We start from the raw sequence: 20,874 nt of genomic DNA, 5'->3' as shown, positions 1-20,874 counted from the left end.
ATTTGGGCAGTTCATTATTCGATTTGACCGGCATGCGGGCGCTGGTCACCGGCTCGGGACAGGGGATCGGCCTGGCGCTGGCCGAGGGGTTGGCGCAGCACGGCGCCGAAATCGTGCTCAACGGACGCAGCGCCGAAAAGGTCAAAACAGCTGCGGATGCACTGACAGCGAAGGGACACAAGGTCCATAGCGCCGTCTTCGACGTCACCGATCATGCTGCGGTGGCGAACGGCGTCGCGGAGATCGAGGCGACGATCGGCGCCATCGATATCCTTATCAACAATGCCGGCATGCAGTTCCGAATGCCGCTCGAGGATTTCCCCGCCGACAAATGGGAGGAACTCTTGCGCACCAACATCTCCAGCGTGTTCTTCGTGGGACAAGCGGTGGCGCGGCACATGATCCCGCGGCGGCGCGGCAAGATCATCAATATCGCCTCGGTGCAAAGCGAACTGGCACGGACGAACATCGCGCCCTATACGGCCACGAAAGGCGCTGTGCGCAACCTGACGCGCGGAATGTGTGCCGATTGGGCGAAGCATGGCTTGCAGATCAATTCCATTGCGCCGGGTTATTTCAAGACGCCGCTCAACCAGGCGCTGGTCGACAATCCCGAGTTTTCAGCCTGGCTGACCAACCGCACACCGGCGGGTCGTTGGGGCGATGTCGGCGAACTGGTCGGCGCGGCGATCTTTCTGGCTGGACCGGCCTCATCCTTTGTCAATGGACACACGCTCTATGTCGATGGCGGCATCACAACCTGCCTCTGAGTCCTGGTCCATCGTCGTGATGGGTGTCAGCGGCTGCGGCAAGACCAGCATTGGCATCGCGATCGCGGCTCGTCTAGGGCTCGCTTTTGTCGAAGGCGACGCGCTGCACCCGCGCGGGAATGTCGAGAAAATGTCGGCGGGCATACCGCTTACCGACGAGGATCGCTGGCCTTGGCTGGACCTGTTGGGCGCAGCCTTGCGCCATGCACATGAGCAAGGACGCGGGCTCGTCGCGAGTTGCTCGGCGCTGAAGAAATCCTATCGCGATCGCCTTCGCCATGGTGCTATCGGGCCGGTGCTTTTCGTATTTTTGGACGGTTCACGTGCGGTGCTGCAAGCCAGGCTTGCCGAGCGCCGCAGCCACTTCTTTCCGCCAGCGCTGCTCGACAGCCAGTTCGCCACACTGGAGCATCCCGGCGACGAACCGCTGGTGGTCACAGTGGACATCGAGGCGCCTGTCGACACGATTGCCGATAGAGTGTTGCAGGGTCTGGGCACATTTGGGGTCGGCCCTGCCAGATCAAAGAAAGGCACGTTGAAATGACGCAACCAACAAAAGTCGCCGTTGTCGGTGCCGGCATCATGGGGTCGGCGATCGCCACACGCCTGATCGAGACTGGGTTAGCCGTAACGGTATTCGATCTGGACAAGGTCAAGGTTGCAGCGCTGACTGCAAAGGGTGCGGCTGCCGCCGCATCGGTTGCCGAAGCAACGCGGGCGAGCAGCTTCATCGTCCTCAGTCTCAACCATGCCGATATCGTGCGTTCGGTGGTGTTTGGCGATGGTGGTGTCGCTGCTGCGGCGTCGTCGGAAAAGCTGCTGATCGACATGTCGTCGATCGATCCCGTCGACACCGCGCAGATGGCCAGGAAGCTGTCAGCCGAGACCGGCATGAAATGGCTCGACTGCCCGCTTTCGGGCGGCGTTCCCGGCGCGCTGGCCGGCAGGCTGACAGTCATGGCGGGTGGCGAGGCTGAAGACTTCGAACAGGCGCGCACGGTGATGCGGCATCTCTGCACCAACTACACACTGATGGGGCCGAGTGGGGCGGGGCAGACGACAAAGCTGATCAACCAGCTGTTCTGCGCCGTACTGTTCCAGGCTGTCGCCGAAGCCGTGAAGCTTGCCGAAGCCGGCGGCGTAGACCCGAAGGCAATCCCCGCGGCACTCAAGGGCGGGCGGGCCGATTCCAGCATCATGCAGGAATTCATGGCAAAATTCGCTGCCCGGGATTTTTCAGCCACCGGCCGCATCGACAACATGCTGAAGGATCTGGATTCGCTACAGGCCTTCGCGCTGAAAACCAAGACGCCGATGCCGATGACCGGGCAGGTGGTCGAGATCCATCGCCTGCTCTGCGCCGCTGGATTGGGGCCGAACGATTCGGCCGAGATGATGCGTCTGCTCGACGGCAAGACCAGCTGATCCGTTGGCCTTATTCTTTGATGCTTGACGCCTAGAAATGTTATCGATAACATCATTTGGGCGATCTCGGGAGGAACGCATTGTGACCGAGCAAAAACTGATCGAGTTCAAGTCAATTACGAAGGAGTTCGGCGGCACCCGCGCGCTCTCCGACGTGACGCTTGATCTGCACAAGGGCGAGATCCTGGCGCTGCTCGGCGAGAATGGCGCCGGCAAGTCGACGCTGATCAAGACGCTCGCCGGCATCTATCGGCCGGATGGCGGCCAAATCCTGTTTCGCGGCGAGCCCTACCATCATCGCCCGCCGCGGCCGAACCAGCGCCAGCCCGTAGCCTTCATTCACCAGGATCTAGGTCTTATCGAATGGATGACGGTCGGCGAGAATGTCGGCCTGGCCCAAGGCTTTTCGCTTCGCTCTGGCCTGATCGACTGGCGATCGACCGAGGCGAGGGCGCAGGAGGCGTTAAAGCTGGTCGGCTGTGATTTCGACCCGACGACGCGGGTCCAGGATCTGACCCGTACAGAAAAGTCGCTGGTTGCCATCGCTCGCGCCTTGGCTACCGAGGCCGATGTGCTGGTGCTCGACGAGCCGACCGCCAGCCTTCCCGCCGACGAGGTCGAGCGGCTGTTCGACGCCATCCGTCCGCTCAAGCAGCGCGGCGTCGGCATGATCTATGTCTCGCATCGCCTCGATGAAATTTTCCGCATCGCCGATCGCGTCGCCGTGCTGCGCGACGGCAGGCTGGTCGGCGAGAAGAAAGTCGCCGATACAAAACCGGACGAACTGGTCGAGATGATCGTCGGCCGTCCGGTCAGCCAGGTTTTCAGCAAGGCTCAAACGCAGGCCGGCGAGACGATCTGTGCTGTCCGCGACCTTGTCTGCGCCGGTGCCGGCCCGGTGTCTTTCGACGTACGCAAGGGTGAGTTGCTCGGCCTGGTCGGCCTGCGCGGTGCCGGGCAGGAACTGGTTGGCCGGGCGCTGTTTGGCTGCCAGGCCTTTTCCGGCACGGTGACGATCCGCGGGGCTGTGCCGGACCTGTCCAGCCCGATCGCGGCGATGTCGTCCGGCATCGGCCTGATCGCGCGTGACAGGACCGAAGAATCAATCGCTGGATCCTTATCGATCCGTGAGAACAGTTTCCTCAATCCCGGCGCCGGCAAGCGCGGCCTGTTTTCCTTCCTTGCGCCTCACAGGGAGGCTGCGCTGGCGCAGGCGATCGGCAGTTCCGTCGGGCTGCGCCCCAACGATCCGAACCTGCCGATAGAGGCGCTGTCGGGTGGCAACCAGCAAAAGGTGGTCGTCGGGCGCTGGCTCCACACCGGCCGTACATTGCTGATCGCCGAGGATCCGACCGCCGGCGTCGATGTCGGCGCCAAGGCAGAGATTTATCGGCTGATCGGCCGCGCGCTTGAAGCCGGCCTCGCCGTCGTCGTGGTGTCGACTGATTTCGAGGAGATTGCCCACATCTGCCACCGCGCTTTGGTGTTTTCGCGAGGACAGATCGTTCGCGAACTCACCGGCAAAGACCTCACCACATCGGCCGTGATCACCGCGGCATCGGCTTCCGAAGCCGCCTGATCTTTCTGGGAGCGAACTCATGCAATCGATCGAATCCAGCGCCCTCGAACCGACCCGCGGCGAGATGGCTGATTTGTCCATGGGGCAGAAGGTCATCCGGCTGCTGCCGGTCTACGGGCTGGTTATCCTGACGGTGTTGCTGATCCTGTTGTTTTCGATCCTGCTGCCGAACACGTTCCCGACGCTGCTTAACCTGCGCTCGATCATCTCCGACAAGGCGATTATTGCGCTGTTGTCGCTGGCGGCGATGATCCCGATGGCGTCGGGACGCATCGACCTCACCGTCGGCTACGGCATTGTGCTGTGGCACATCCTGGCCATCAGTCTGCAGACCATGTTCGGCATTCCGTGGCCGCTGGCAGTGATGATAGTGCTGGTTCTCGGCGCCGCGACCGGCTTCCTCAACGGCCTGCTGGTCGAAGTCGCCCGCATCGACTCTTTCATCGCCACGCTGGGCACCGGCACCGTGCTCTATTCCTTGGCGCTTTGGCACACTGGCGGCCGGCAGGTTGTCGGCGTGTTGCCCAACGGCTTCTACGCGCTCAACGGCACGATGGTGTTCGGGCTGCCGATCACCGGCCTCTACGTGCTTGGCATCGCCGTCGCACTGTGGATCATTCTCGAATATCTGCCGATCGGCCGCTACGTTTATGCCATCGGCGCCAACCCGAAGGCGGCTGCTCTCAATGGCATTCCGGTGCGCCGCTTCGTCATTGGGGCGTTCATCTCCTCGGGCTTCCTGACGGCGCTGACAGGAGTGTTGCTCGCCTCCAAGCTTCGCATTGGCCAAGCCAGCGTCGGACTGGAGTATCTGCTGCCGGCTCTCGTCGGCGCCTTTCTCGGCTCGACCACGATCAAGCCTGGACGAGTCAACGTCTGGGGCACGATGACGGGCGTCATCATCCTGGCGGTCGGCATTTCCGGTATCCAGCAGTTCGGCGGCTCGTTCTTCGTCGAGCCATTGTTCAACGGCGTCACGCTGCTCGTCGCCATAGGCATTGCCGGCTACGCCCAGCGCAAGCGCGGCGCAGCGCAAAGAAACAGGACCAAGACCGTCGCGCAGCCCTCGAAGTGACAAATCGAGCCAAACCCGTGGATCATGGAATGAACGACTACGAGGTTCTCGACGATCGGTTCGGCAAGCTGATGATCGGGCATGCCAAGCTCGAACGGCTATGGACCGGTAGCCGTTGGGCGGAAGGACCGGTGTATGTCCCCGCCGCAAGGCATTTGCTGTGGTCGGACATCCCGAACGATCGGCTGCTGCGCTACGACGAAAGCGATGGTTCCGTCAGCATCTTCGAGGCCCATTGTAACTACCAGAACGGCCACACACTCGACCGCGAAGGCCGCGTCGTTGCTTGCGAGCATGGCGGGCGCCGTGTCTCCCGGCTCGAGCATGACGGGCGTTGGCAGACGCTTGTCGAAACCGTTGCAGGCAAGCGGTTCAATTCACCCAATGACGTGGTGGTCAAATCCGACGGTACGATCTGGTTCACCGACCCGGTCTACGGCATCCAAAGCCACTACGAGGGCAAGATCGCCAGAGCGGAGATCGGCGGCTCCCATGTCTACCGGTTCGATGAGCTTTCGGGCGAGGTGAGCGCCGTTGTCACCGACATGGTGCAGCCGAACGGCCTGGCTTTTTCGCCCGACGAGACGATCCTCTACGTGTCGGACAGCGGCGCCAGCCATGTGCCCGGCCTGCCGCGCGCGATCAAGGCCTATGACCTTGCCGCCGATGGCCGGTCGGCGCGCGCAGGCGGCATCTTCGCCGAGTGCGGGGCAGGCCTCTTCGATGGTTTTCGCGTCGATCGCGACGGCAACATCTGGGCCTCCAGCGCCGACTCGGTGCGCGTCCATGCACCGGACGGAACCCTGATCGGCCGTATCCTGGTTCCCGAGCTCGTTTCCAATGTCTGTTTCGGTGGTCCCAAGCGCAACCGCCTCTACATCACCGCTCAGACATCCCTCTACGCCATCTACGTCAACGCACATCCGGCCGGTGTTGGTCCGGTGGCGGGCGACATCAGCCGGTGACATGTCGCCAACTCCAATCGAAAGCCGAGTTTGAAAGACCATGCAATTTCTAGAAACCAAGGGAGGTACCAACATGCAACGCAGAACATTCCTGAAATCATCCGTCGCCTTGATGGCCATGACAATCGCTGCTCCTGTCCTGTTCGCCGGCCAGGCACGGGCGGACGCCACAGCCGACGCCATGGCGGTGGTCCAGAAATATGCGCAGAAGGTCACGGCCTGGGATGGCCCGACCACCGGTCCGAAGGCGCAGCAAGGCAAGACGATCGTCGTGCTCGCCGGCGACCTCAAGAACGGCGGCATCCTGGGCGTCACCAACGGCGTCGAGGAAGCAGCCAAGGCGATCGGCTGGGAGGTCAAGGTGATTGACGGCGCCGGCTCGATCGGCGGCCGCACCGCTGCCTTCGGCCAAGCCATGGCGTTGAAGCCGAATGGCATCGTCATCAACGGTTTTGACGCGGTCGAGCAGGCGCCGGCGCTGGAACAGGCCAAGGCCGCAGGTATCCCGTTGGTCTCCTGGCATGCCGGACCGGTGATCGGGCCCGACGAGAAAAGCGGCGTGTTCGCCAACGTGTCGACGGATGCCATGCAAGTCTCCACGGCCGCGGCCGACTGGGCCTACGCCGATGCCAAGGGCAAGCCCGGCGTCGTCATCTTCACCGATTCGACCTATGCCATCGCCATCGCCAAAGCCGACAAGATGAAGGCGGAGATCGAGCGGCTGGGCGGCAAGGTGCTCGAATATGTCGACACGCCGATCGCCGAGACTTCGCAGCGCATGCCGCAGCTGACCACTTCGCTGCTGCAGAAATACGGCGATGCCTGGACGCATTCGCTGGCGATCAACGACCTCTATTTCGACTTCATGGGACCCTCACTTGCCGCCGCCGGCAAAGCCGGTACCGACGCGCCGATCAATGTCGCCGCCGGCGACGGTTCGGAATCGGCCTATCAGCGCATTCGCGCCGGTCAGTTCCAGAAGGTGACCGTCGCCGAACCGCTCAACTTGCAGGGCTGGCAATTGGTCGACGAGCTGAACCGCGCCATCGCTGGCGAAAAATGGTCGGGCTATCTGTCGCCGCTGCATGTGGTGACGGCCGACAATGTCGAGTTCGACGGTGGGCCGAATAACTCATTCGACCCCGGCAATGGCTACCGCGACGCATACAAGAAGATCTGGGGCAAATAGGAGCCCGGCGATGCGGGCGCAATACGCGATGCGCCCGCATCGCATTCGCACGACAAATCCACGAATTGCACCGCGACCTGCCCTTGCCGGCCGGCGGCCATCCCAGCGCAGAAAATCGGGAAACTCTCGCCATGATCATTCGCTACGCCCTGTTCGAAGGCGAAATCCACCCCGGACGCGAGAGCGAATTCCGGCGCTTTGTCAGGGAAAGGCTAGTGCCGTTGTGGACGCAATTTCCTGGAGCCGAGGAGGTGCGCGTTCTGGATGGCACGGCACGGGATGAGGGCGCCCCCGTCTATGCCATGGCGCTCGCCATCCGTTATCCCGACATGGACGCCTGCAACAAGGCGCTGCAGTCCGACGTTCGCTTTCAGAGCCGCGATGTGACCGGAGAGCTGCTCAAGATGTTCACCGGCCGTGTGCATCACCATGTTTTCGAAGCGAACGAGTTTCCAACCGCTCGATTACGGCGACGGGACGAGGTTTCAGAAATTCGCGTTCGAGGGCCTGGGCGAGATTGACTTCATCGTGGTCGGGGCCCGGCGTGGATCGTGTCGCTCGAACAAGGGAGCGGCTTGCAGAGCTGAATCCGGAGTTCGTCAGACGGATGATCGCACAGCTCATGATCAGGCCAGACTACGAGGAGATGGCTGCTGATAGCCTTGCCATTGCAACAGCCCTGCTCGAAGAGGTGCTGTCGCCAGCGACATCATCCTGACCAACACTGGCAGCCGGCTTCGAGCGGGACGTTTTTGAGCCCAGACGCCTTGGTGAGGTTGGTCCGCAAGATGGGAGTCTTTGAGCGACCCCGAGGGGAAGGTCGTTCGCGCAGGACGAATTCACGCCGATGACCCTTTCGAGACCTTGCGGAGCCGAATTCTCTTTTTGGAAGTCGACATTAGCCGGAATCAGCATTCGCGCCGGCTTCTCCAAGCCGCCGATCAACGGCATGGAAGCGGCATGGCCCTAGCCTGCTTGGGCGTGGCGAACGTCTATACGGGGCGGTGCTGACGTCGCGACTTTGCGAAGCTGAAAGACTTCCGTCGCTTCGCCGCGCCCGCGCAACCTGTGCTTGCCCGCCGGGATCGTTTCGAACTTTTCGTCGAGCCGCGAAACAGTCTCGCCGGAAATGGCGATGGCGGTCGCGGCATCTGGTGCGAGCAACTTGCCGAGTTCCTGAAGCCGCTGGCTGATGTTCACGGTGTCGCCGACGATTGTGTAGTTCACGCGATCGGATGCGCCGATATTGCCGACGATGACGGAGCCTGTGTGGATGCCGATGCGGACATGAAGCGGAGGCCGGCCTTCGCCAGCCGCTTCCAGATTGTCCTTGTCCAGCTCCTCGCGGATCGCCGCGGCGGCGCGGACGGCCGCGGCGGCATGGCCCTTCAGACGATCCGGCGCGCCGAAGAACGCCAGCATGCCGTCGCCCAGGAACTTGTCGACCGTACCGCCATGTGCATCGACCGCGCCGCACAGGATCTCGAAGTGGTGGTTCAGCAGCCTGGCCGCGGCTGCGGCGTCCATCTGCTCCGACAGCGTGGTGAACCCGACGATGTCGGTAAACATGACGGTGACGACCGCTTCGCGCGGTTCGGCGATGCCCACCTCTCCGGTGCGCACCAGCTTGGCCACCAGCGAGCGCGGAATATACGTCGAGAATGCACGCAGACCGATCAGCATGGCGTTGAAGGCCGAAGCCTGGTTGTCCAACTCCAGAACCCTGCTGCGCGGCAGCGGAGTCACGCCGTCGAGATCGAAATCGGCAACGCGCATGGCCTGGCCGGCGATCGCCTGGATCGGTCGCGACAGGCGCCTCCCAAGCAGGATCGCGACGATGACCGCCACGGCCATCGCCCCAACACCGAGCAGGGCCGATCCCAACACGCGCTCGATCTCCTTGCTGATCTGACTGGTCTCGAAATACGCGCCGAGCGTCCAGGGCTTGTCGCCATAGCCTGCGATCTTGCGGGTGATGGCGATGTAGGTGGCGTCGCCGCTCCACTCGGACGCATTGTCCACGCTGCGGTCGATCTCGGCGATTTCTATGTCGCGGGCGCGGCGCGTGTCGAAATCCCGCTCTACCTTCCGCGCGCTATAGGCGGCCAATACCGGATCGCCATACGTGGCCAGCGGCGTCAGCGGCAGGACGCCGTTCTTCAGAGCGTCGGGATCGGCCAGCCTTTGGTCGGCGAGCACGCGGTCTTCGCCATCGAGAATGAAGGCATGCGTGCCAAATCGCGATGATAGCTCCCGCGTGATATCGGACAGTTTCTGCAATTCGACCGCCGCGATCACCCAGGCCTGCGTCACGCCATCACGTGCCAGCGGCACTGAGACATGCGCGTACAGGCCGAACTCGTTGGCTACGAATGCCCCCCATTGCCTGCCGCCGACCCGTCTGCGTTGTTCGAGGGCGGCGCGGACTTGGGGCGACTTCTCGGGCTTGGCCGGAAAATGCTCGATGGCGCCCGTTGCAACGTTGTTTTCGACTGAGCGCGCGGCGCCGCGGCAGACCAGGTCGGGGGTGCAGATCAGCATCGCCTCGACCCCCGAGGCGGTAGCCAGAGCACCGGCAACGGCTGCAGACATCGCCTCGTCGTCGATCTGGAACTCGCCCTGGGCATACAGCTGCGCGATGCCGTCGACCGCGTTCTCGGCGTCCCCCATCTCTGCGCGCAGCGAGTCCTCCATCGCATCGATCAGGAGTGTCGACTGGGCGCCGAGCAAGTCGAACGTGTTGCGAAAATTGGCGCCGACCGACAACGCGAGCACGCCCCCGACCGACAGGAATACGAGGCTGCCAAAACTCAACGCCATGATGACCGCAATAGGGATGCGACGCCGCTTCTTTTCGGGGCGGGCCAGACGCACTGGTTGTGCGGACGTGCTCATGCAACAAGTGTCGCAATGCGCCACCGAATTGCAAGCCCCGTGACGGCTTTAAAGAGGGCGCGCCCCGAATGCACGAGCCTCCTTGCTTCCGTGCCTAGCGCATCACCCGAATGTCCACTTCGGAAGATGTTTCTCAATTTCTGCTCATGGCGCGCCCGTTCCAGTTCAGATCGATCGCAGCAATGTGAGGCTTCCACCCAACCGTTGCTCATCCATGGCAGCCGCAATGAACGGCTATTCACAAAGCGGACTTTTGGTGAGGACAGAAATTGCCGCTTGCCCCGATGCAGCCATGGAAGGAGAGTCCATGTCAGGACGCACATCAGATCAGGATGGCGCAAGGAGGCTCGGCGGACCCCGACACCTCGACTACGACGCCACGGCGGTGCAATTGCGGTGCGACTACGATCCGCGCCACGCACGCCTCCCAAGCGTTGGCTATTGTCATTGCATTTTGGCTGGCGGCAGATCGAGCCATAGCAAATCCGCCTCCAGCTCGCGCCAGTCCTTGCTATGTGCGCGGCTTGATAATTGATGCTAATTCCAACGGAACCATAAACTGCCCCAACATACAATTTCGCTAAAATGCCCCGGAACCTATTGCTGCTCTGCGTCTTGAGTCGCCGTCGGAGGGTGCATGCGTAACGCCACAGACGGGCTTTCTTTCATTGAGTTCCAGTCGCCGACGCTGGTCGAGAATGCGCCCGAGGGCGGCGAATGGCTTCATGAGATCAAGTACGACGGCTACCGCACCGAACTCATCATTGAGGGCGGCAAAGCGAGAGCCTTCACGCGCCGTGGCTACGACTGGTCGCACCGGTACCGACGAATTGTTCAAGCGGCGGCGGGCTTGCCGGTGAAGGCGGCGATCATCGACGGGGAGGCTGTCGTTCTCGGCGACACTGGCCTGCCGGACTACCAAGCGTTGGAACGGGAGTTGGGCAACCCAGACTCGCCGAGGCTCATCTTCTGCGCATTCGACCTGCTGCACCTCAACGGGCGCGATCTGCGGCAGCAGCCGCTGGTAAGGCGTAAGGCAGCCCTAGAGAAGCTGCTGAAGAACTCAGCCCCGACATTGACCTACGCCGAACATCTGGAGTTGGGCGGCACGGACGTGTTTGAACATGCCTGCTGCATGGGGTTGGAGGGCATCGTCTCCAAGCGCACCGATGCCACCTACCGCTCAGGGATCCAGACCAGTTGGCTCAAGGTGAAGTGCATCAAGAGCGACACTTTCCCCATCGTGGCATTTGTCGAGAAGCTGGGCGCTCACCCGCGCCGCATCGCATCCCTCTACATCGGTCGCCGCGAGGGCGACCGACTGCTCTATGCCGGGAAGGCCCGCAGCGGCTACACCTTGAGCGTTGCTCAACTGGTTCGAGAGCGGCTCGACCCGCTGATCATCAGCAAGTCGCCTCTGTCAGAGCCCATCGTGAAGCCGAAGGCGACGTGGGTCAGACCAGAGGTGCTGGCCGAGGTACAGTTCAGCGGCGTCACTGATCGCGGCGTGTTGCGCGAGGCAGTATTCAAGGGTCTGCGCGAAGACCTGGTCGCGATCCCGGCCAAGCCTCCGGCGCCATCAAAGCGACGTGGACCAGCCCAGGAATATGGCGTTCCCAGCGAGAACATCCTGCAACTGCTGCCCGACGCGGTCTCGCCCTCCAAGGAAGAGCTTGCGCGCTACTGGCAGAGGGTTGCCGATTACGCACTCGTCCATCTCGGCCACCGACCGCTGAAGCTGGTCCGCCATGCTCTCGGGGCAACCTTCTACCACAAGGGCGCGCTGCCGAAGATCCCCGCAGCAGTGCATCAGTTGCGCGTTCAGAAGCGCGAGGGTGGCGAAGGTGTGCGCGTGTGGGTGGACGACCTTGCCGGCTTGCTGGGGCTGGTCAAGATGGATGCGGTAGAGCTGCATCCCTGGAACGCTACTGTTGACGACATCGAACATGCCGACCGGGTTGTTCTGGACCTTGATCCGGGCGAGGGGGTCGAGTGGGATGAAGTGATCGAGACCGCGCTAACGCTCCGCGACATCATGGAAGCGGAAGGTCTGCAGGGCTGGCCGAAGGTGACGGGCGGCAAGGGCATTCACCTGATGGCCCCACTTGAGACGAAGATCACGCACGACAATGCCCGGCTCCTTGCTCGATCGTTCGCCAAGCGCCTCGCTGAAGCTCATCCCGATCGCTATCTGCTCTCCGCTGCGCCGGCAGCCCGAAAGGGCCGCATCTTCATCGACTACCTTCGCAATGGGCGCGGCAACACGGCGGTCGGCGCCTTCTCCCCACGAGCGCGACCCGGCTTCCCAATCGCCCGTCCCGTGACCTGGAGCCAGGTCGAGGCAGCCATCCGTCCGGATGCGTTCACCATTGACCGTCCGTTTAGGGCGGCTGCGAGAAAAGCAGCGTGAGCAATCTCGCAGCGCATTCTATTAGCAGTGGGCGAAGACGCCCGGCGATTCCGCCGAACATTCGATCATGTCAACTACTTGCCGGACGGGTCGATCTCTATCCAGGCGGGCACATGATCACTCGGCTTTTCCCAGCCTCGCAGGTCAGCGTCCACGCCCGCGTCACGTAACCTGTTCGAAAGTGATGGGCTGACGAGGAGGTGGTCCATCCGCAGGCCGGAACTCCGATCATAACCGCCTCGGTAGGAGAAGTTCCAGTACGTGTAGATGCCTTTCTCCGGATGAATGCAGCGGACGGCATCCATCCAGCCATTGTCTAGCATTTCGGCGTAGGCCTGCCTGCTCTCCGGAAAGTAGACTGCGTCGCCCGTCCAACGTCTCGGCACCACCGCATCGATCGGCGTTGGCACGACGTTGTAGTCGCCGCACAGAACGCTTGTGATCCCCTCCTTGAGCAGTAGCTGGCCGTAGCTGATCAGACGGTCGAACCAGCGGAGCTTATAGTCGAATTTCGGGCCGGGAGCTGGATTGCCGTTGGGCAGGTAGATGCACCCCACGACGATCCCATCCACCTCTGCCTCGATATACCGGCTGTGAGTATCGTCAGGGTCACCCGGCAGGCCGCGTCGACGCTCCAGGGGCTCCTTTCCCCGTGCGAGTATAGCTACACCGTTGTAGGACTTTTGCCCGTGCCAGATCGCGCCATAACCGGCGTTCCTGACGGCTTCCGCGGGAAATTTCTCGTCCGAAGTCTTCAGTTCTTGAAGGCACACGATGTCATAGTCGGTCTGACCCAGCCACTTGATGAGCAAGGGCAGGCGACCGTTCACGCCGTTGACGTTAAAGGTTGCGATACGGGTCATCCGAAGTTCTCAACAACCCTCGGCGATTTGAGCATGGAAGGCTCAGATGTTATGCTTGCATCATGCCGCCAAAGGGAGGCCTTGTCAGTCGTCTTTCTAGAATGGCGGTCGAGCGGTTTCAGCGAGCCTTTCCGCGTGCCAGATGGCGCAATGAGCGCAGAAGCTGGTCGTCGGGAGCGTCGTAGGCGAAGTCGCGAGCGGTAGATGCGGCGCGCACAATCCGGCGTTAGGGCGGCCGCAACGCACGGACGGGTGGAGCTTGGGCAGGTCTACTGCTGATTGAGGGCGACCGCCTTGGGTCCAGTGGGTTTAAGTAATGCTGCGAAGGAATCCTATATGGCCGAGCCACAGCTCTCAATTCGTAGCGGCAAGGCGGGCGATCTTGCGAAGGGTTGAACCGAAGCACGGCTCGACCTTGTGGACCACATCGGCCATGGTCTTGTCCGACCGGACCCGCTGCTTGTGCTGGACGGCATCCTTGCCCAGCCCGGCAGTTCGGCCGACTTCGTCGCTCGTCGTGCGAAAGGCGTCGGCAATCGTGCGCGGAGCGAAGAAGCCATTGTCGGAGTACTGGACCAGTGCCATCTCACTGCCTAACCACAAAATGCCTCATAACCTGAGGAGATATAGCGTCAAAATGGGAGGTCTTTGAGAGAAGAAGCCGACAAGAGGAATAATAAGCCGTGACCATGCGGTGTTTAGCTGGTCTATTCACCGCATAAATTGCGGCAAATGATCTTGCATATACGACGATTGAGGCCCATATTCGACGCAAAAAGTGCGGAGAATATGGCGACCTATATCTACGAGCTTGAAAACTGGCCGCAGTTCGAGTGGCGCAGCCAGGACCTTGCCGATCAACTGGCGACGGTGCGCCATCGGCAGGGCCGGCTGCTGGGGCGGATGGAGGCGCTAGGCTTCGAATTGCGTGCCGAGGCGATGCTTCAGACCCTAACGGAGGACGTTCTCAAATCCAGCGAAATTGAGGGTGAAATTCTCGACAAGGAACAGGTGCGGTCGTCCATCGCCCGCCGACTGGGCATGAATATTGGCGCACTGGCGCCGGTCGACCGCGATGTCGAGGGCGTGGTCGAGATGATGCTCGACGCAACTCAGAACTATCAGGCGCTACTTACGGATGAGCGGTTGTTCGCCTGGCATGCGGCCCTGTTTCCGACGGGTCGCAGCGGCATGACGAAGATCATCGTCGGTGCGTGGCGGCATGAAGCCTCTGGTCCGATGCAGGTCGTCTCAGGTCCGGCCCGGCTTGAGCTTGAAATGGCCTCGTTCATCGACTGGTTCAACGGTTACGCGCCGCTTGATCCCGTTCTGAAGGCGGGGGTCGCCCATCTATGGTTCGTCACCATCCATCCCTTCGAGGATGGCAACGGCCGTATCGCCCGCGCGATCGCCGACATGATGTTGGCGCGATCGGAGGGCAGCGCTCAGCGGTTCTATAGCATGTCCGCGCAAATCCGGGCGGAGCGGAAGGACTACTACGCGATCCTCGAACGGACGCAGAAGGGCAGTTTCGACATCACCCCTTGGCTGCAATGGTTTCTAAGCTGCCTCGACCGCGCCTTCAGCGGGGCCGAGGAGATTTTGGCCAATGTGCTGCGCAAGGCCCGTTTTTTGGAGGAGATGGTCCAACGACCTCTAAGCGAACGCCAGCGCAAAGTCGTCAATCGGCTCCTGGACGGCTTCGAAGGCAAGCTCACCTCCTCGAAATGGGCAGTGCTGACCAACACCTCACCTGACACGGCCTTGCGCGATATCAATGATCTCCTGGCGCAAGGGATACTCGTGAGAGATGAAGCCGGTGGGCGAAGCACGAGCTATTCGCTGGCAGGATTGGATGACGGGCCGGATCGCGCGCCTCGGCGACATCGTTGAAACAGGAGCGCGAGCCGACAGCGCGCGCCCAAAGCATGATTGGCCCGCTCGATTGGTTCGGAGAATGCGTCTATGCCGTTTGTCGCTCGGCACTGGTCCATCGGGTTCGGTCGCAAGCCGTTAGCGCCAGTCATTGACGAACTTTCCGCCTTGATAGCCGCCATTGAAGCCCCAGCGAGCGGTTTGATAGGCTGCAAACCCCTGAATCGCGCTTTGGCTTTGCCTAGGCACCCAACGCCTTCTGGTTTCGCCATCCTGACAGCACCACAACCCGTACGGCAACCGACGCTGGGCCTGACATTTTATCTCCTATTTCTGCGCAGCCGCAACTCGCTGCAACATCGGTTTTGACATCAAGCCATCAGTTGCCATCTTGCTAGCAGGCGAAATGAGCCTATACAATGGTGCCAAGGAGTCCGATATGGCCGAGCCACAACTCTCAGTCCGCAGCGCCAAGGCGCGTGATCTTGCACACCGGCTTGCCCGTCGTGAAAACCGCTCGATTGCGGAGGTGGTCGAGCGCGCCCTCGAATCTTACGAGGTCCGCGAGGCCGGTCGTGAGCCTGCTTCTGCCTTCTACCCGCGGCTTTCAGCGCAATCCGGCACAGACATCGACCTTGAGGCGGTGATCCGTGAGAGTCGCCGGCCGAATCGAGGCGTCGAGCTTTGATCTTTGTCGATACGAACGTCGTTTCCGAAACGTTGAAAAAGACCCCAGACGAGGCAGTCATTGCCTGGCTGATCCGATACGATGCCGAACTCGCGCTTCCAACCGTGACGATTGCCGAGATCGCGTTCGGCATCCAGAAGATAAGACCGGATCAACGTGCCGAACGGCTGGAGCAAGGATTGTCGGACTGGCGCCGGCGTTTCGCAGACCGCACCTTCGGTCTGACAGAAGAGGCTGCGCTGGTTTATGGGGAAATTATGGGTGCTGCTGCTCGCCAGGGACGCGGCATGTCGGCACCCGATGGCATGATCGCGGCGATCGCTCGAGTAAACGGGGGCCGCCTCGCCACGCGCAATCTGACTGACTTCGAGACGGCAGGACTCGTTCTGACATCTCCGTGGGAGTTCTGAAGCGTTTTCCTGTCGTCGCTTTTGTTCAAGCCCCATCTGCCTGTCAAAGACGGGCTGAAAGGCCGTCAAAGCGCAGGCGAGCGATATCAGGTCAATTTGCATGTCGTCAAAATCCCCTGAAGGTCACTCGAAGCGCCTCAGCGGCAGCCTGACCGGGTACGGCAAGCGACCTGCCTTTTCTTCGGGAAAACCATTAGGCTCGCTGGGCTTGCGAGACGGCGAGAGATGCCCGATCTGAAACAGATGCCGGATGTGAAACAATTGAAATTGCTCGGCGTCCTGGCAGCGACGGGCGTCGGTCTATATGTCTGTTATCTGCTGGCGTGGCCTTTTTGCCGGCATTGACCTGGGCGCTCGTCCTGGCAATTATTCTGTCTCCGGCTCACCGGTGGGTTGAGAGACGGGTCGGAAATCGAAACCTGGCAGCGCTGATATCGGTAAGCGTCGCGGCGATCGCCGTCGGCCTGCCGCTGGCGCTCGTCGCACAACAGCTCGTTCGCGAGGCGGTAAACGGAGCGACTTATCTGGAGGAGGTCATCCGCGGTTGGGACGCAGTCGGCTTCATGTCTGGCTATCCCACGCTTTCGGCCATTGCCCAATGGATCGAGAACCAATTCGATCCGGCCGGCTCAGTCGCCGCATTCGTGCAATGGCTGACGGGACAAAGCACATCGCTATTGCGTGGCTCCATCTATCAAGTCGCGATGTTCGGCCTGACATTTTATCTTCTGTTCTATTTTCTGCGCGACCGCCAACATGGCCTGCAAGCCGTCGCGGGCCTTTCGCCCCTGCGCGCTCCGGAGACAGCCTACATCTTGTCTCGCTTTGCGGAGACCGTCCATGCAACACTGCTCGGCACCGTGTTCGTCGCCGCCGTCCAGGGAACATTGGGTGGCCTGATGTTCTGGTGGCTCGGCCTGCCGACGCCAGTCTTTTGGGGCCTTGTCATGGGACTTCTTGCCATCGTGCCCGTGCTCGGGGCGTTTGTGATCTGGGTGCCCGCAGCGGTCTATCTCGCACTGGAGGGAGCTTGGGCCAGCGCAGCGATATTGACCGTCTGGGGCGGCGACATCGTCGGCGGCATCGACAATCTGCTCTATCCGATGCTTGTCGGGAATCGGTTGCGCCTCCACACGGTGGTGGCCTTTATCGGCGCGGTCGGCGGCATCGTCTTGTTCGGAGCATCCGGCCTTGTCCTCGGACCTGCGGTGATCGCCATCACAATCAGCCTCATCGACGTGCTAAAGACTCGATTGACCGACCGGCCGACGCCGGCGCGCGCTGGTGAGCTACCGCATCAGTCCGTGACGGATTGATCAAGCGCGAAAAGGGCGCTGGTCTTCGAGTGGTAGCGCGAAACCTGAACAACCTCTGGGCGGAGATCTCAACGAAGGCAAGCACATCAGCCAGGCTGCTGTATTGCGGCAACCTTCCAGTCACCGCCGTTCTGCCGCGTAAAGGTCCACAGTTCGACCGTCTCCGTCGGCTGATCGGCCCCGCCCTCAACGACCTTGCCGCTGATGCGGTCGCGGGTCACGTCGCGAGACTCATAGCGCAAAGCAGCCGTCGCGTAGTCGCGATCACCCTCCCGCCAACTTTCCGCAATATCGGCCTCCAGCAGGCTGACGTCCGACACGTCGTTCCTGACGCCCTTTTTGGCATTGTCGGCAAGTTCCTCGGACAGATAGGACACCATCTCGGATGTCACCAACCGGCGCAATGCAGCATGATCTTCGCGCCCGAATGCCTCCTGAACTTCCGTCAGCCGTTGCTGGAACGTGTCGAGGTCGGTTTGGGTGAGTGTGATCTCATCGGAAGCATTGTCTTGGTTCGTTCCGCCATATCCTGACCCAACGCCTGGAATGGGGAACGCTGCGGTGTTGCTCGGGTCAGGCCGGGCTGCAGCGCTTCGCCCAAAGGTCCCGGTGCCTCGCGAGGCACCGGCCATAGCGGGTGCCGGGTTTTGCGCCGCCTGCGAGCGGAAAAAGCGGATCGCCAGCATGATCGCGCCGCCGAACAGCAGTACTTGGAGCAAAAGACCCAACATGCCGGCCAAGCCGCCGAACCCATGACCCAGAAGAACGCCGATCAAACCGCCGAGAAGTAGCCCACGTATCATCGATCCGCCGAGGCCGTTGAAGAAGCCCGGGCGCTGGAATGCCTGCGGCTGACGGGCCGCATTGTTCGTGGCCGCATTGGGCGTCATCGAGCGCTCGACCGGTGCGGCCGGTTGCGGCGCAACTCTGGTCGGCGGGACCGGCTGGAAAGTGCGCATGCCGCGACTGCCGAAGCTGCCGCCACGGCGCGCATCGGCGTGATCCACAGCGACCATGGAAAATGCCAGGAACAACCCCACAAACAAAACTGCAAACCGTCCCCAACGCGAAATCAGCATAGGCAAGTCCTCAAGTGACACTCTTTCCGCTCATATGGGGTGCGTCGATCGAAATAGCAGTGAATCGTCCGTCGAGATATTTTCGGGCGGCATGGTCGGCCGCCCGCCGGTGTTCACGACGAGAATGTCTGCCCTACCCAAGCGCGATGATCGCTGTTCGACCACGCAGGCTCCCGCACCCGGCCGACCGGCATCGGTCGCGTCAACAGCATCGCTCATGCAAGCCTCTGGTCATCGATGTCCCCGGCGATGATGCCGAGGTCTCCCGGCGAAGACTCGATTGACTTACAGCTTTCCTATGTACTATCAACATATCTGGAAAACCTGCCATACAGGTTTGCCCACTCCTGAACGGGAGATTGCGTGAGCACGGCCGTATCCGCAAAACATTCCGACGCAGCGAGCCTGGTCAGCAATACGATCGGCGAGATCACGCGCCATATCCGCGCGCATGAGCTCGGGCCCGGCGACCGGCTGCCCAGCGAGGCCGCGCTTTCGAGACAATTGAGCGTCTCGCGTACCGTGGTTCGCGAGGCCTTCAGCTCGCTCGCCGCCATGCGGCTTATCGACCTGAGGGCGGGCAGACGGGCTACCGTCGCCGAGCTGGATTATGGCGCGATGTCACTGGTGATCGAGCATGGCGTCCACACCGAGCAGATCACGGTGCAGCAAATCTATGACGTGCGCCGCACGATTGAGACCCGCACCGCCATGCTGGCGGCCTTGCGCAGAACAGCCGACGAAGTGGAAAGGATCAGGACGCACGCGCTCGCCATGCTCGAGAATTTCCAGCGGCCGGAACAGGTCATGGAGCACGATCTCGCCTTTCACCTCGAAATCGCCAAGGCTGCGAAGAATCCGGTTTTCAGCCTCATCGTCGGCGCGTTCGAGCGCGTATCGCGCCAGACCTGGCCGATCGGCTGGCGGACCCGCCCTTCGGATGCCGAGCAGTTGGCGATGATCCAGATCCATATCGACCTCGCCGAAGCAATCGAGACCGGTGATCCCCAGTCGGCGCGTGACCTGATGGCGAGGCATTTTGACGAGAGCGTCAAGGCCCTGCTGGCGGCCGGCATCGCCTGAGGAGCAGGGGCGCAATGAAGATCACGAAACTGGAAACGCTGCGGCTCAAGGAGCGGCCGAACCTTCTGTGGGTCCTGGTTCACACGGACGAAGGCCTCGTCGGACTCGGCGAGACCTTTTTCATGGCTGAAACCGTCGAGACCTATCTGCACGAATATGTCGCGCCGTGCGTGATCGGGCGCGACCCCTTGCAGATCGACTTGCTTGCCGCCGACCTCGTCGGCTATCTCGGTTTCCGATCGACGGGCGCGGAAGTCAGGGGCAACTCCGCTTTCGATATCGCGCTTTGGGATCTGTTCGGAAAGGCGACGGGTCAGCCGATCGCACAACTCCTCGGCGGGTTCACCCGGCACGAGATCAGGACCTACAACACCTGTGCCGGAACCGAATACATCAAGAAGGCCACGGGGCAGACGACGGCCAACTACGGGCTCGATAAGCCTGGCGACGCCTATGATGATCTGAACGGCTTCCTTCACCGCGCCGACGAACTGGCGCATTCGTTGTTGGAGGAAGGCATCACGGCCATGAAGATCTGGCCCTTCGACATGGCCGCCGAGAAAACGCGCGGCCAGTATATATCGCAGCCCGACTTGAATTCCGCGCTGGCGCCGTTCGAGAAAATCCGCAATGCGGTCGGCGACAAGATGGACATCATGGTTGAATTCCATTCAATGTGGCAGCTGCTGCCGGCCATGCAGATCGCTCGCGAGCTTGCCCCCCACAAGACCTTCTGGCACGAAGATCCAATCAGGATGGACAGCCTGTCCAGCCTGAAACGCTATGCCGAGGCTTCGCTGGCGCCGATATCGGCTTCGGAAACGCTCGGTTCCCGGTGGGCCTTCCGCGACCTTCTCGAAACCGGAGCGGCCGGTGTCATCATGCTTGATATCAGCTGGTGCGGCGGGCTCTCGGAGGCGCGCAAGATCGCTGCCATGGCTGAAGCATGGCACCTGCCGGTCGCGCCACACGACTGCACAGGTCCAGTGGTGCTCGGCGCATCGACCCACCTGTCGCTGAATGCGCCGAACGCGCTTGTCCAGGAGAGTGTCAGGGCCTTTTACAAGACCTGGTACCGCGACCTTGTGACCGCTTTGCCGCAGGTGAAGAACGGCATGATCACCGTGCCTCCCGGACCGGGCCTCGGCATGGAACTGAACCCGGAGATCGATCGCGCCTTCACGGCGCTTCGACGGGTGAGCGAGGCATCTACTCTCTGAAAATGAACCTGAAGCAGCTTTCTACGGAGGAG

The 20,874-nt window shown here is 61.7% G+C and carries 19 protein-coding genes; 15 read left to right on the top strand and 4 right to left on the bottom strand.

Annotation, left to right across the window (positions count from 1 at the left end):
- Window positions 1-32: 32 nt before the first annotated feature.
- From NKH04_RS18135 to NKH04_RS18100, 8 genes are all read left to right on the top strand, one after another.
- Window positions 33-770 (top strand): SDR family oxidoreductase, encoded by a 738-nt coding sequence (locus tag NKH04_RS18135; RefSeq protein WP_352771297.1) that lies wholly within the window; start codon window positions 33-35, stop codon window positions 768-770.
- Entirely contained in the window at window positions 739-1,314 is a 576-nt protein-coding gene (locus tag NKH04_RS18130) for a gluconokinase (RefSeq protein ID WP_352780460.1), read from the top strand. The genes NKH04_RS18135 and NKH04_RS18130 overlap by 32 nt, the downstream gene beginning before the upstream one ends.
- Window positions 1,311-2,195: an NAD(P)-dependent oxidoreductase gene (locus NKH04_RS18125; RefSeq protein ID WP_353044702.1), complete on the top strand. Its 885-nt coding sequence runs from the start codon at window positions 1,311-1,313 to the stop codon at window positions 2,193-2,195. The genes NKH04_RS18130 and NKH04_RS18125 overlap by 4 nt, the downstream gene beginning before the upstream one ends.
- An 82-nt stretch (window positions 2,196-2,277) precedes the next feature.
- Complete coding sequence (locus NKH04_RS18120) at window positions 2,278-3,774, top strand: sugar ABC transporter ATP-binding protein (protein ID WP_352780456.1); 1,497 nt, start codon at window positions 2,278-2,280, stop codon at window positions 3,772-3,774.
- Between the two features lie 19 nt (window positions 3,775-3,793).
- Window positions 3,794-4,849, top strand: a complete 1,056-nt coding sequence (locus tag NKH04_RS18115) for an ABC transporter permease (RefSeq protein ID WP_352450612.1) — start codon at window positions 3,794-3,796, stop codon at window positions 4,847-4,849.
- Window positions 4,850-4,878: 29 nt separating this feature from the next.
- Complete coding sequence (locus tag NKH04_RS18110) at window positions 4,879-5,814, top strand: SMP-30/gluconolactonase/LRE family protein (protein ID WP_353032156.1); 936 nt, start codon at window positions 4,879-4,881, stop codon at window positions 5,812-5,814.
- A 73-nt stretch (window positions 5,815-5,887) separates the two neighbouring features.
- Window positions 5,888-7,003 carry an ABC transporter substrate-binding protein gene (locus tag NKH04_RS18105; RefSeq protein WP_353044701.1) on the top strand — a complete coding sequence of 372 codons (1,116 nt, stop codon included), beginning with the start codon at window positions 5,888-5,890 and terminating at the stop codon, window positions 7,001-7,003.
- A 131-nt stretch (window positions 7,004-7,134) separates the two neighbouring features.
- Entirely contained in the window at window positions 7,135-7,524 is a 390-nt protein-coding gene (locus NKH04_RS18100; RefSeq protein ID WP_352541838.1) for a hypothetical protein, read from the top strand.
- 445 nt (window positions 7,525-7,969) lie between these two features.
- Here NKH04_RS18100 and NKH04_RS18095 read toward each other — a convergent pair whose 3' ends face one another.
- Complete coding sequence (locus NKH04_RS18095) at window positions 7,970-9,898, bottom strand: adenylate/guanylate cyclase domain-containing protein (RefSeq protein ID WP_353044700.1); 1,929 nt, start codon at window positions 9,896-9,898, stop codon at window positions 7,970-7,972.
- 637 nt (window positions 9,899-10,535) lie between these two features.
- Here NKH04_RS18095 and ligD point away from each other — a divergent pair.
- Window positions 10,536-12,308: a DNA ligase D gene (gene ligD, locus NKH04_RS18090; RefSeq protein WP_353044699.1), complete on the top strand. Its 1,773-nt coding sequence runs from the start codon at window positions 10,536-10,538 to the stop codon at window positions 12,306-12,308.
- A 74-nt stretch (window positions 12,309-12,382) separates the two neighbouring features.
- On the opposite strand, the gene xth is transcribed toward ligD, so the two are convergent.
- Window positions 12,383-13,171 carry an exodeoxyribonuclease III gene (gene xth / locus NKH04_RS18085; protein WP_352818773.1) on the bottom strand — a complete coding sequence of 263 codons (789 nt, stop codon included), beginning with the start codon at window positions 13,169-13,171 and terminating at the stop codon, window positions 12,383-12,385.
- A gap of 354 nt (window positions 13,172-13,525) precedes the next feature.
- Window positions 13,526-13,756 (bottom strand): hypothetical protein, encoded by a 231-nt coding sequence (locus NKH04_RS18080; protein WP_502904314.1) that lies wholly within the window; start codon window positions 13,754-13,756, stop codon window positions 13,526-13,528.
- 204 nt (window positions 13,757-13,960) lie between these two features.
- On the opposite strand from NKH04_RS18080, the gene NKH04_RS18075 reads away from it, so the two are divergent.
- The 4 genes from NKH04_RS18075 (at window position 13,961) to NKH04_RS18060 (ending at window position 17,460) form a co-directional block, all read left to right on the top strand.
- Window positions 13,961-15,064: a Fic family protein gene (locus NKH04_RS18075; protein ID WP_353044698.1), complete on the top strand. Its 1,104-nt coding sequence runs from the start codon at window positions 13,961-13,963 to the stop codon at window positions 15,062-15,064.
- A gap of 421 nt (window positions 15,065-15,485) precedes the next feature.
- On the top strand, window positions 15,486-15,734 hold the full coding sequence (locus tag NKH04_RS18070) for a plasmid stabilization protein (protein ID WP_352455498.1): 249 nt from the start codon (window positions 15,486-15,488) through the stop codon (window positions 15,732-15,734).
- Complete coding sequence (locus NKH04_RS18065; RefSeq protein ID WP_352818767.1) at window positions 15,731-16,144, top strand: type II toxin-antitoxin system VapC family toxin; 414 nt, start codon at window positions 15,731-15,733, stop codon at window positions 16,142-16,144. The genes NKH04_RS18070 and NKH04_RS18065 overlap by 4 nt, the downstream gene beginning before the upstream one ends.
- Before the next feature lie 332 nt (window positions 16,145-16,476).
- Complete coding sequence (locus NKH04_RS18060) at window positions 16,477-17,460, top strand: AI-2E family transporter (RefSeq protein WP_353044697.1); 984 nt, start codon at window positions 16,477-16,479, stop codon at window positions 17,458-17,460.
- Window positions 17,461-17,546: 86 nt separating this feature from the next.
- On the opposite strand, the gene NKH04_RS18055 is transcribed toward NKH04_RS18060, so the two are convergent.
- Complete coding sequence (locus NKH04_RS18055) at window positions 17,547-18,536, bottom strand: Tim44 domain-containing protein (protein ID WP_353044744.1); 990 nt, start codon at window positions 18,534-18,536, stop codon at window positions 17,547-17,549.
- A gap of 366 nt (window positions 18,537-18,902) precedes the next feature.
- Here NKH04_RS18055 and NKH04_RS18050 point away from each other — a divergent pair, with 366 nt between their 5' ends.
- The gene (locus NKH04_RS18050) at window positions 18,903-19,622 is read left to right on the top strand and encodes a FadR/GntR family transcriptional regulator (protein ID WP_352503247.1); all 720 of its coding nucleotides are present in this window, start codon (window positions 18,903-18,905) and stop codon (window positions 19,620-19,622) included.
- 14 nt (window positions 19,623-19,636) lie between these two features.
- Window positions 19,637-20,842: a mandelate racemase/muconate lactonizing enzyme family protein gene (locus NKH04_RS18045; protein WP_352541846.1), complete on the top strand. Its 1,206-nt coding sequence runs from the start codon at window positions 19,637-19,639 to the stop codon at window positions 20,840-20,842.
- The last annotated feature ends 32 nt before the right edge of the window (window positions 20,843-20,874 follow it).

The organism is Mesorhizobium sp. M1365 (assembly GCF_040317865.1).
In the GTDB taxonomy this organism is placed as follows: domain Bacteria; phylum Pseudomonadota; class Alphaproteobacteria; order Rhizobiales; family Rhizobiaceae; genus Mesorhizobium.
The sequence above is the reverse complement of the archived record's forward strand: the minus strand, read 5'-3'. Positions and strand labels throughout refer to the sequence as shown.

What these genes read in the sequence shown, in the direction of transcription:
- NKH04_RS18135 (WP_352771297.1), top strand. Translation starts at nt 33, where the DNA reads ATGCGGGCGCTGGTCACCGGCTCGGGACAGGGGATCGGCCTGGCGCTG.
- NKH04_RS18130 (WP_352780460.1), top strand. Translation starts at nt 739, where the DNA reads ATGTCGATGGCGGCATCACAACCTGCCTCTGAGTCCTGGTCCATCGTC.
- NKH04_RS18125 (WP_353044702.1), top strand. Translation starts at nt 1,311, where the DNA reads ATGACGCAACCAACAAAAGTCGCCGTTGTCGGTGCCGGCATCATGGGG.
- NKH04_RS18115 (WP_352450612.1), top strand. Translation starts at nt 3,794, where the DNA reads ATGCAATCGATCGAATCCAGCGCCCTCGAACCGACCCGCGGCGAGATG.
- NKH04_RS18110 (WP_353032156.1), top strand. Translation starts at nt 4,879, where the DNA reads ATGAACGACTACGAGGTTCTCGACGATCGGTTCGGCAAGCTGATGATC.
- NKH04_RS18105 (WP_353044701.1), top strand. Translation starts at nt 5,888, where the DNA reads ATGCAACGCAGAACATTCCTGAAATCATCCGTCGCCTTGATGGCCATG.
- NKH04_RS18100 (WP_352541838.1), top strand. Translation starts at nt 7,135, where the DNA reads ATGATCATTCGCTACGCCCTGTTCGAAGGCGAAATCCACCCCGGACGC.
- NKH04_RS18095 (WP_353044700.1), bottom strand. Translation starts at nt 9,898, where the DNA reads ATGAGCACGTCCGCACAACCAGTGCGTCTGGCCCGCCCCGAAAAGAAG.
- ligD (WP_353044699.1), top strand. Translation starts at nt 10,536, where the DNA reads ATGCGTAACGCCACAGACGGGCTTTCTTTCATTGAGTTCCAGTCGCCG.
- xth (WP_352818773.1), bottom strand. Translation starts at nt 13,171, where the DNA reads ATGACCCGTATCGCAACCTTTAACGTCAACGGCGTGAACGGTCGCCTG.
- NKH04_RS18080 (WP_502904314.1), bottom strand. Translation starts at nt 13,756, where the DNA reads ATGGCACTGGTCCAGTACTCCGACAATGGCTTCTTCGCTCCGCGCACG.
- NKH04_RS18075 (WP_353044698.1), top strand. Translation starts at nt 13,961, where the DNA reads ATGGCGACCTATATCTACGAGCTTGAAAACTGGCCGCAGTTCGAGTGG.
- NKH04_RS18070 (WP_352455498.1), top strand. Translation starts at nt 15,486, where the DNA reads ATGGCCGAGCCACAACTCTCAGTCCGCAGCGCCAAGGCGCGTGATCTT.
- NKH04_RS18045 (WP_352541846.1), top strand. Translation starts at nt 19,637, where the DNA reads ATGAAGATCACGAAACTGGAAACGCTGCGGCTCAAGGAGCGGCCGAAC.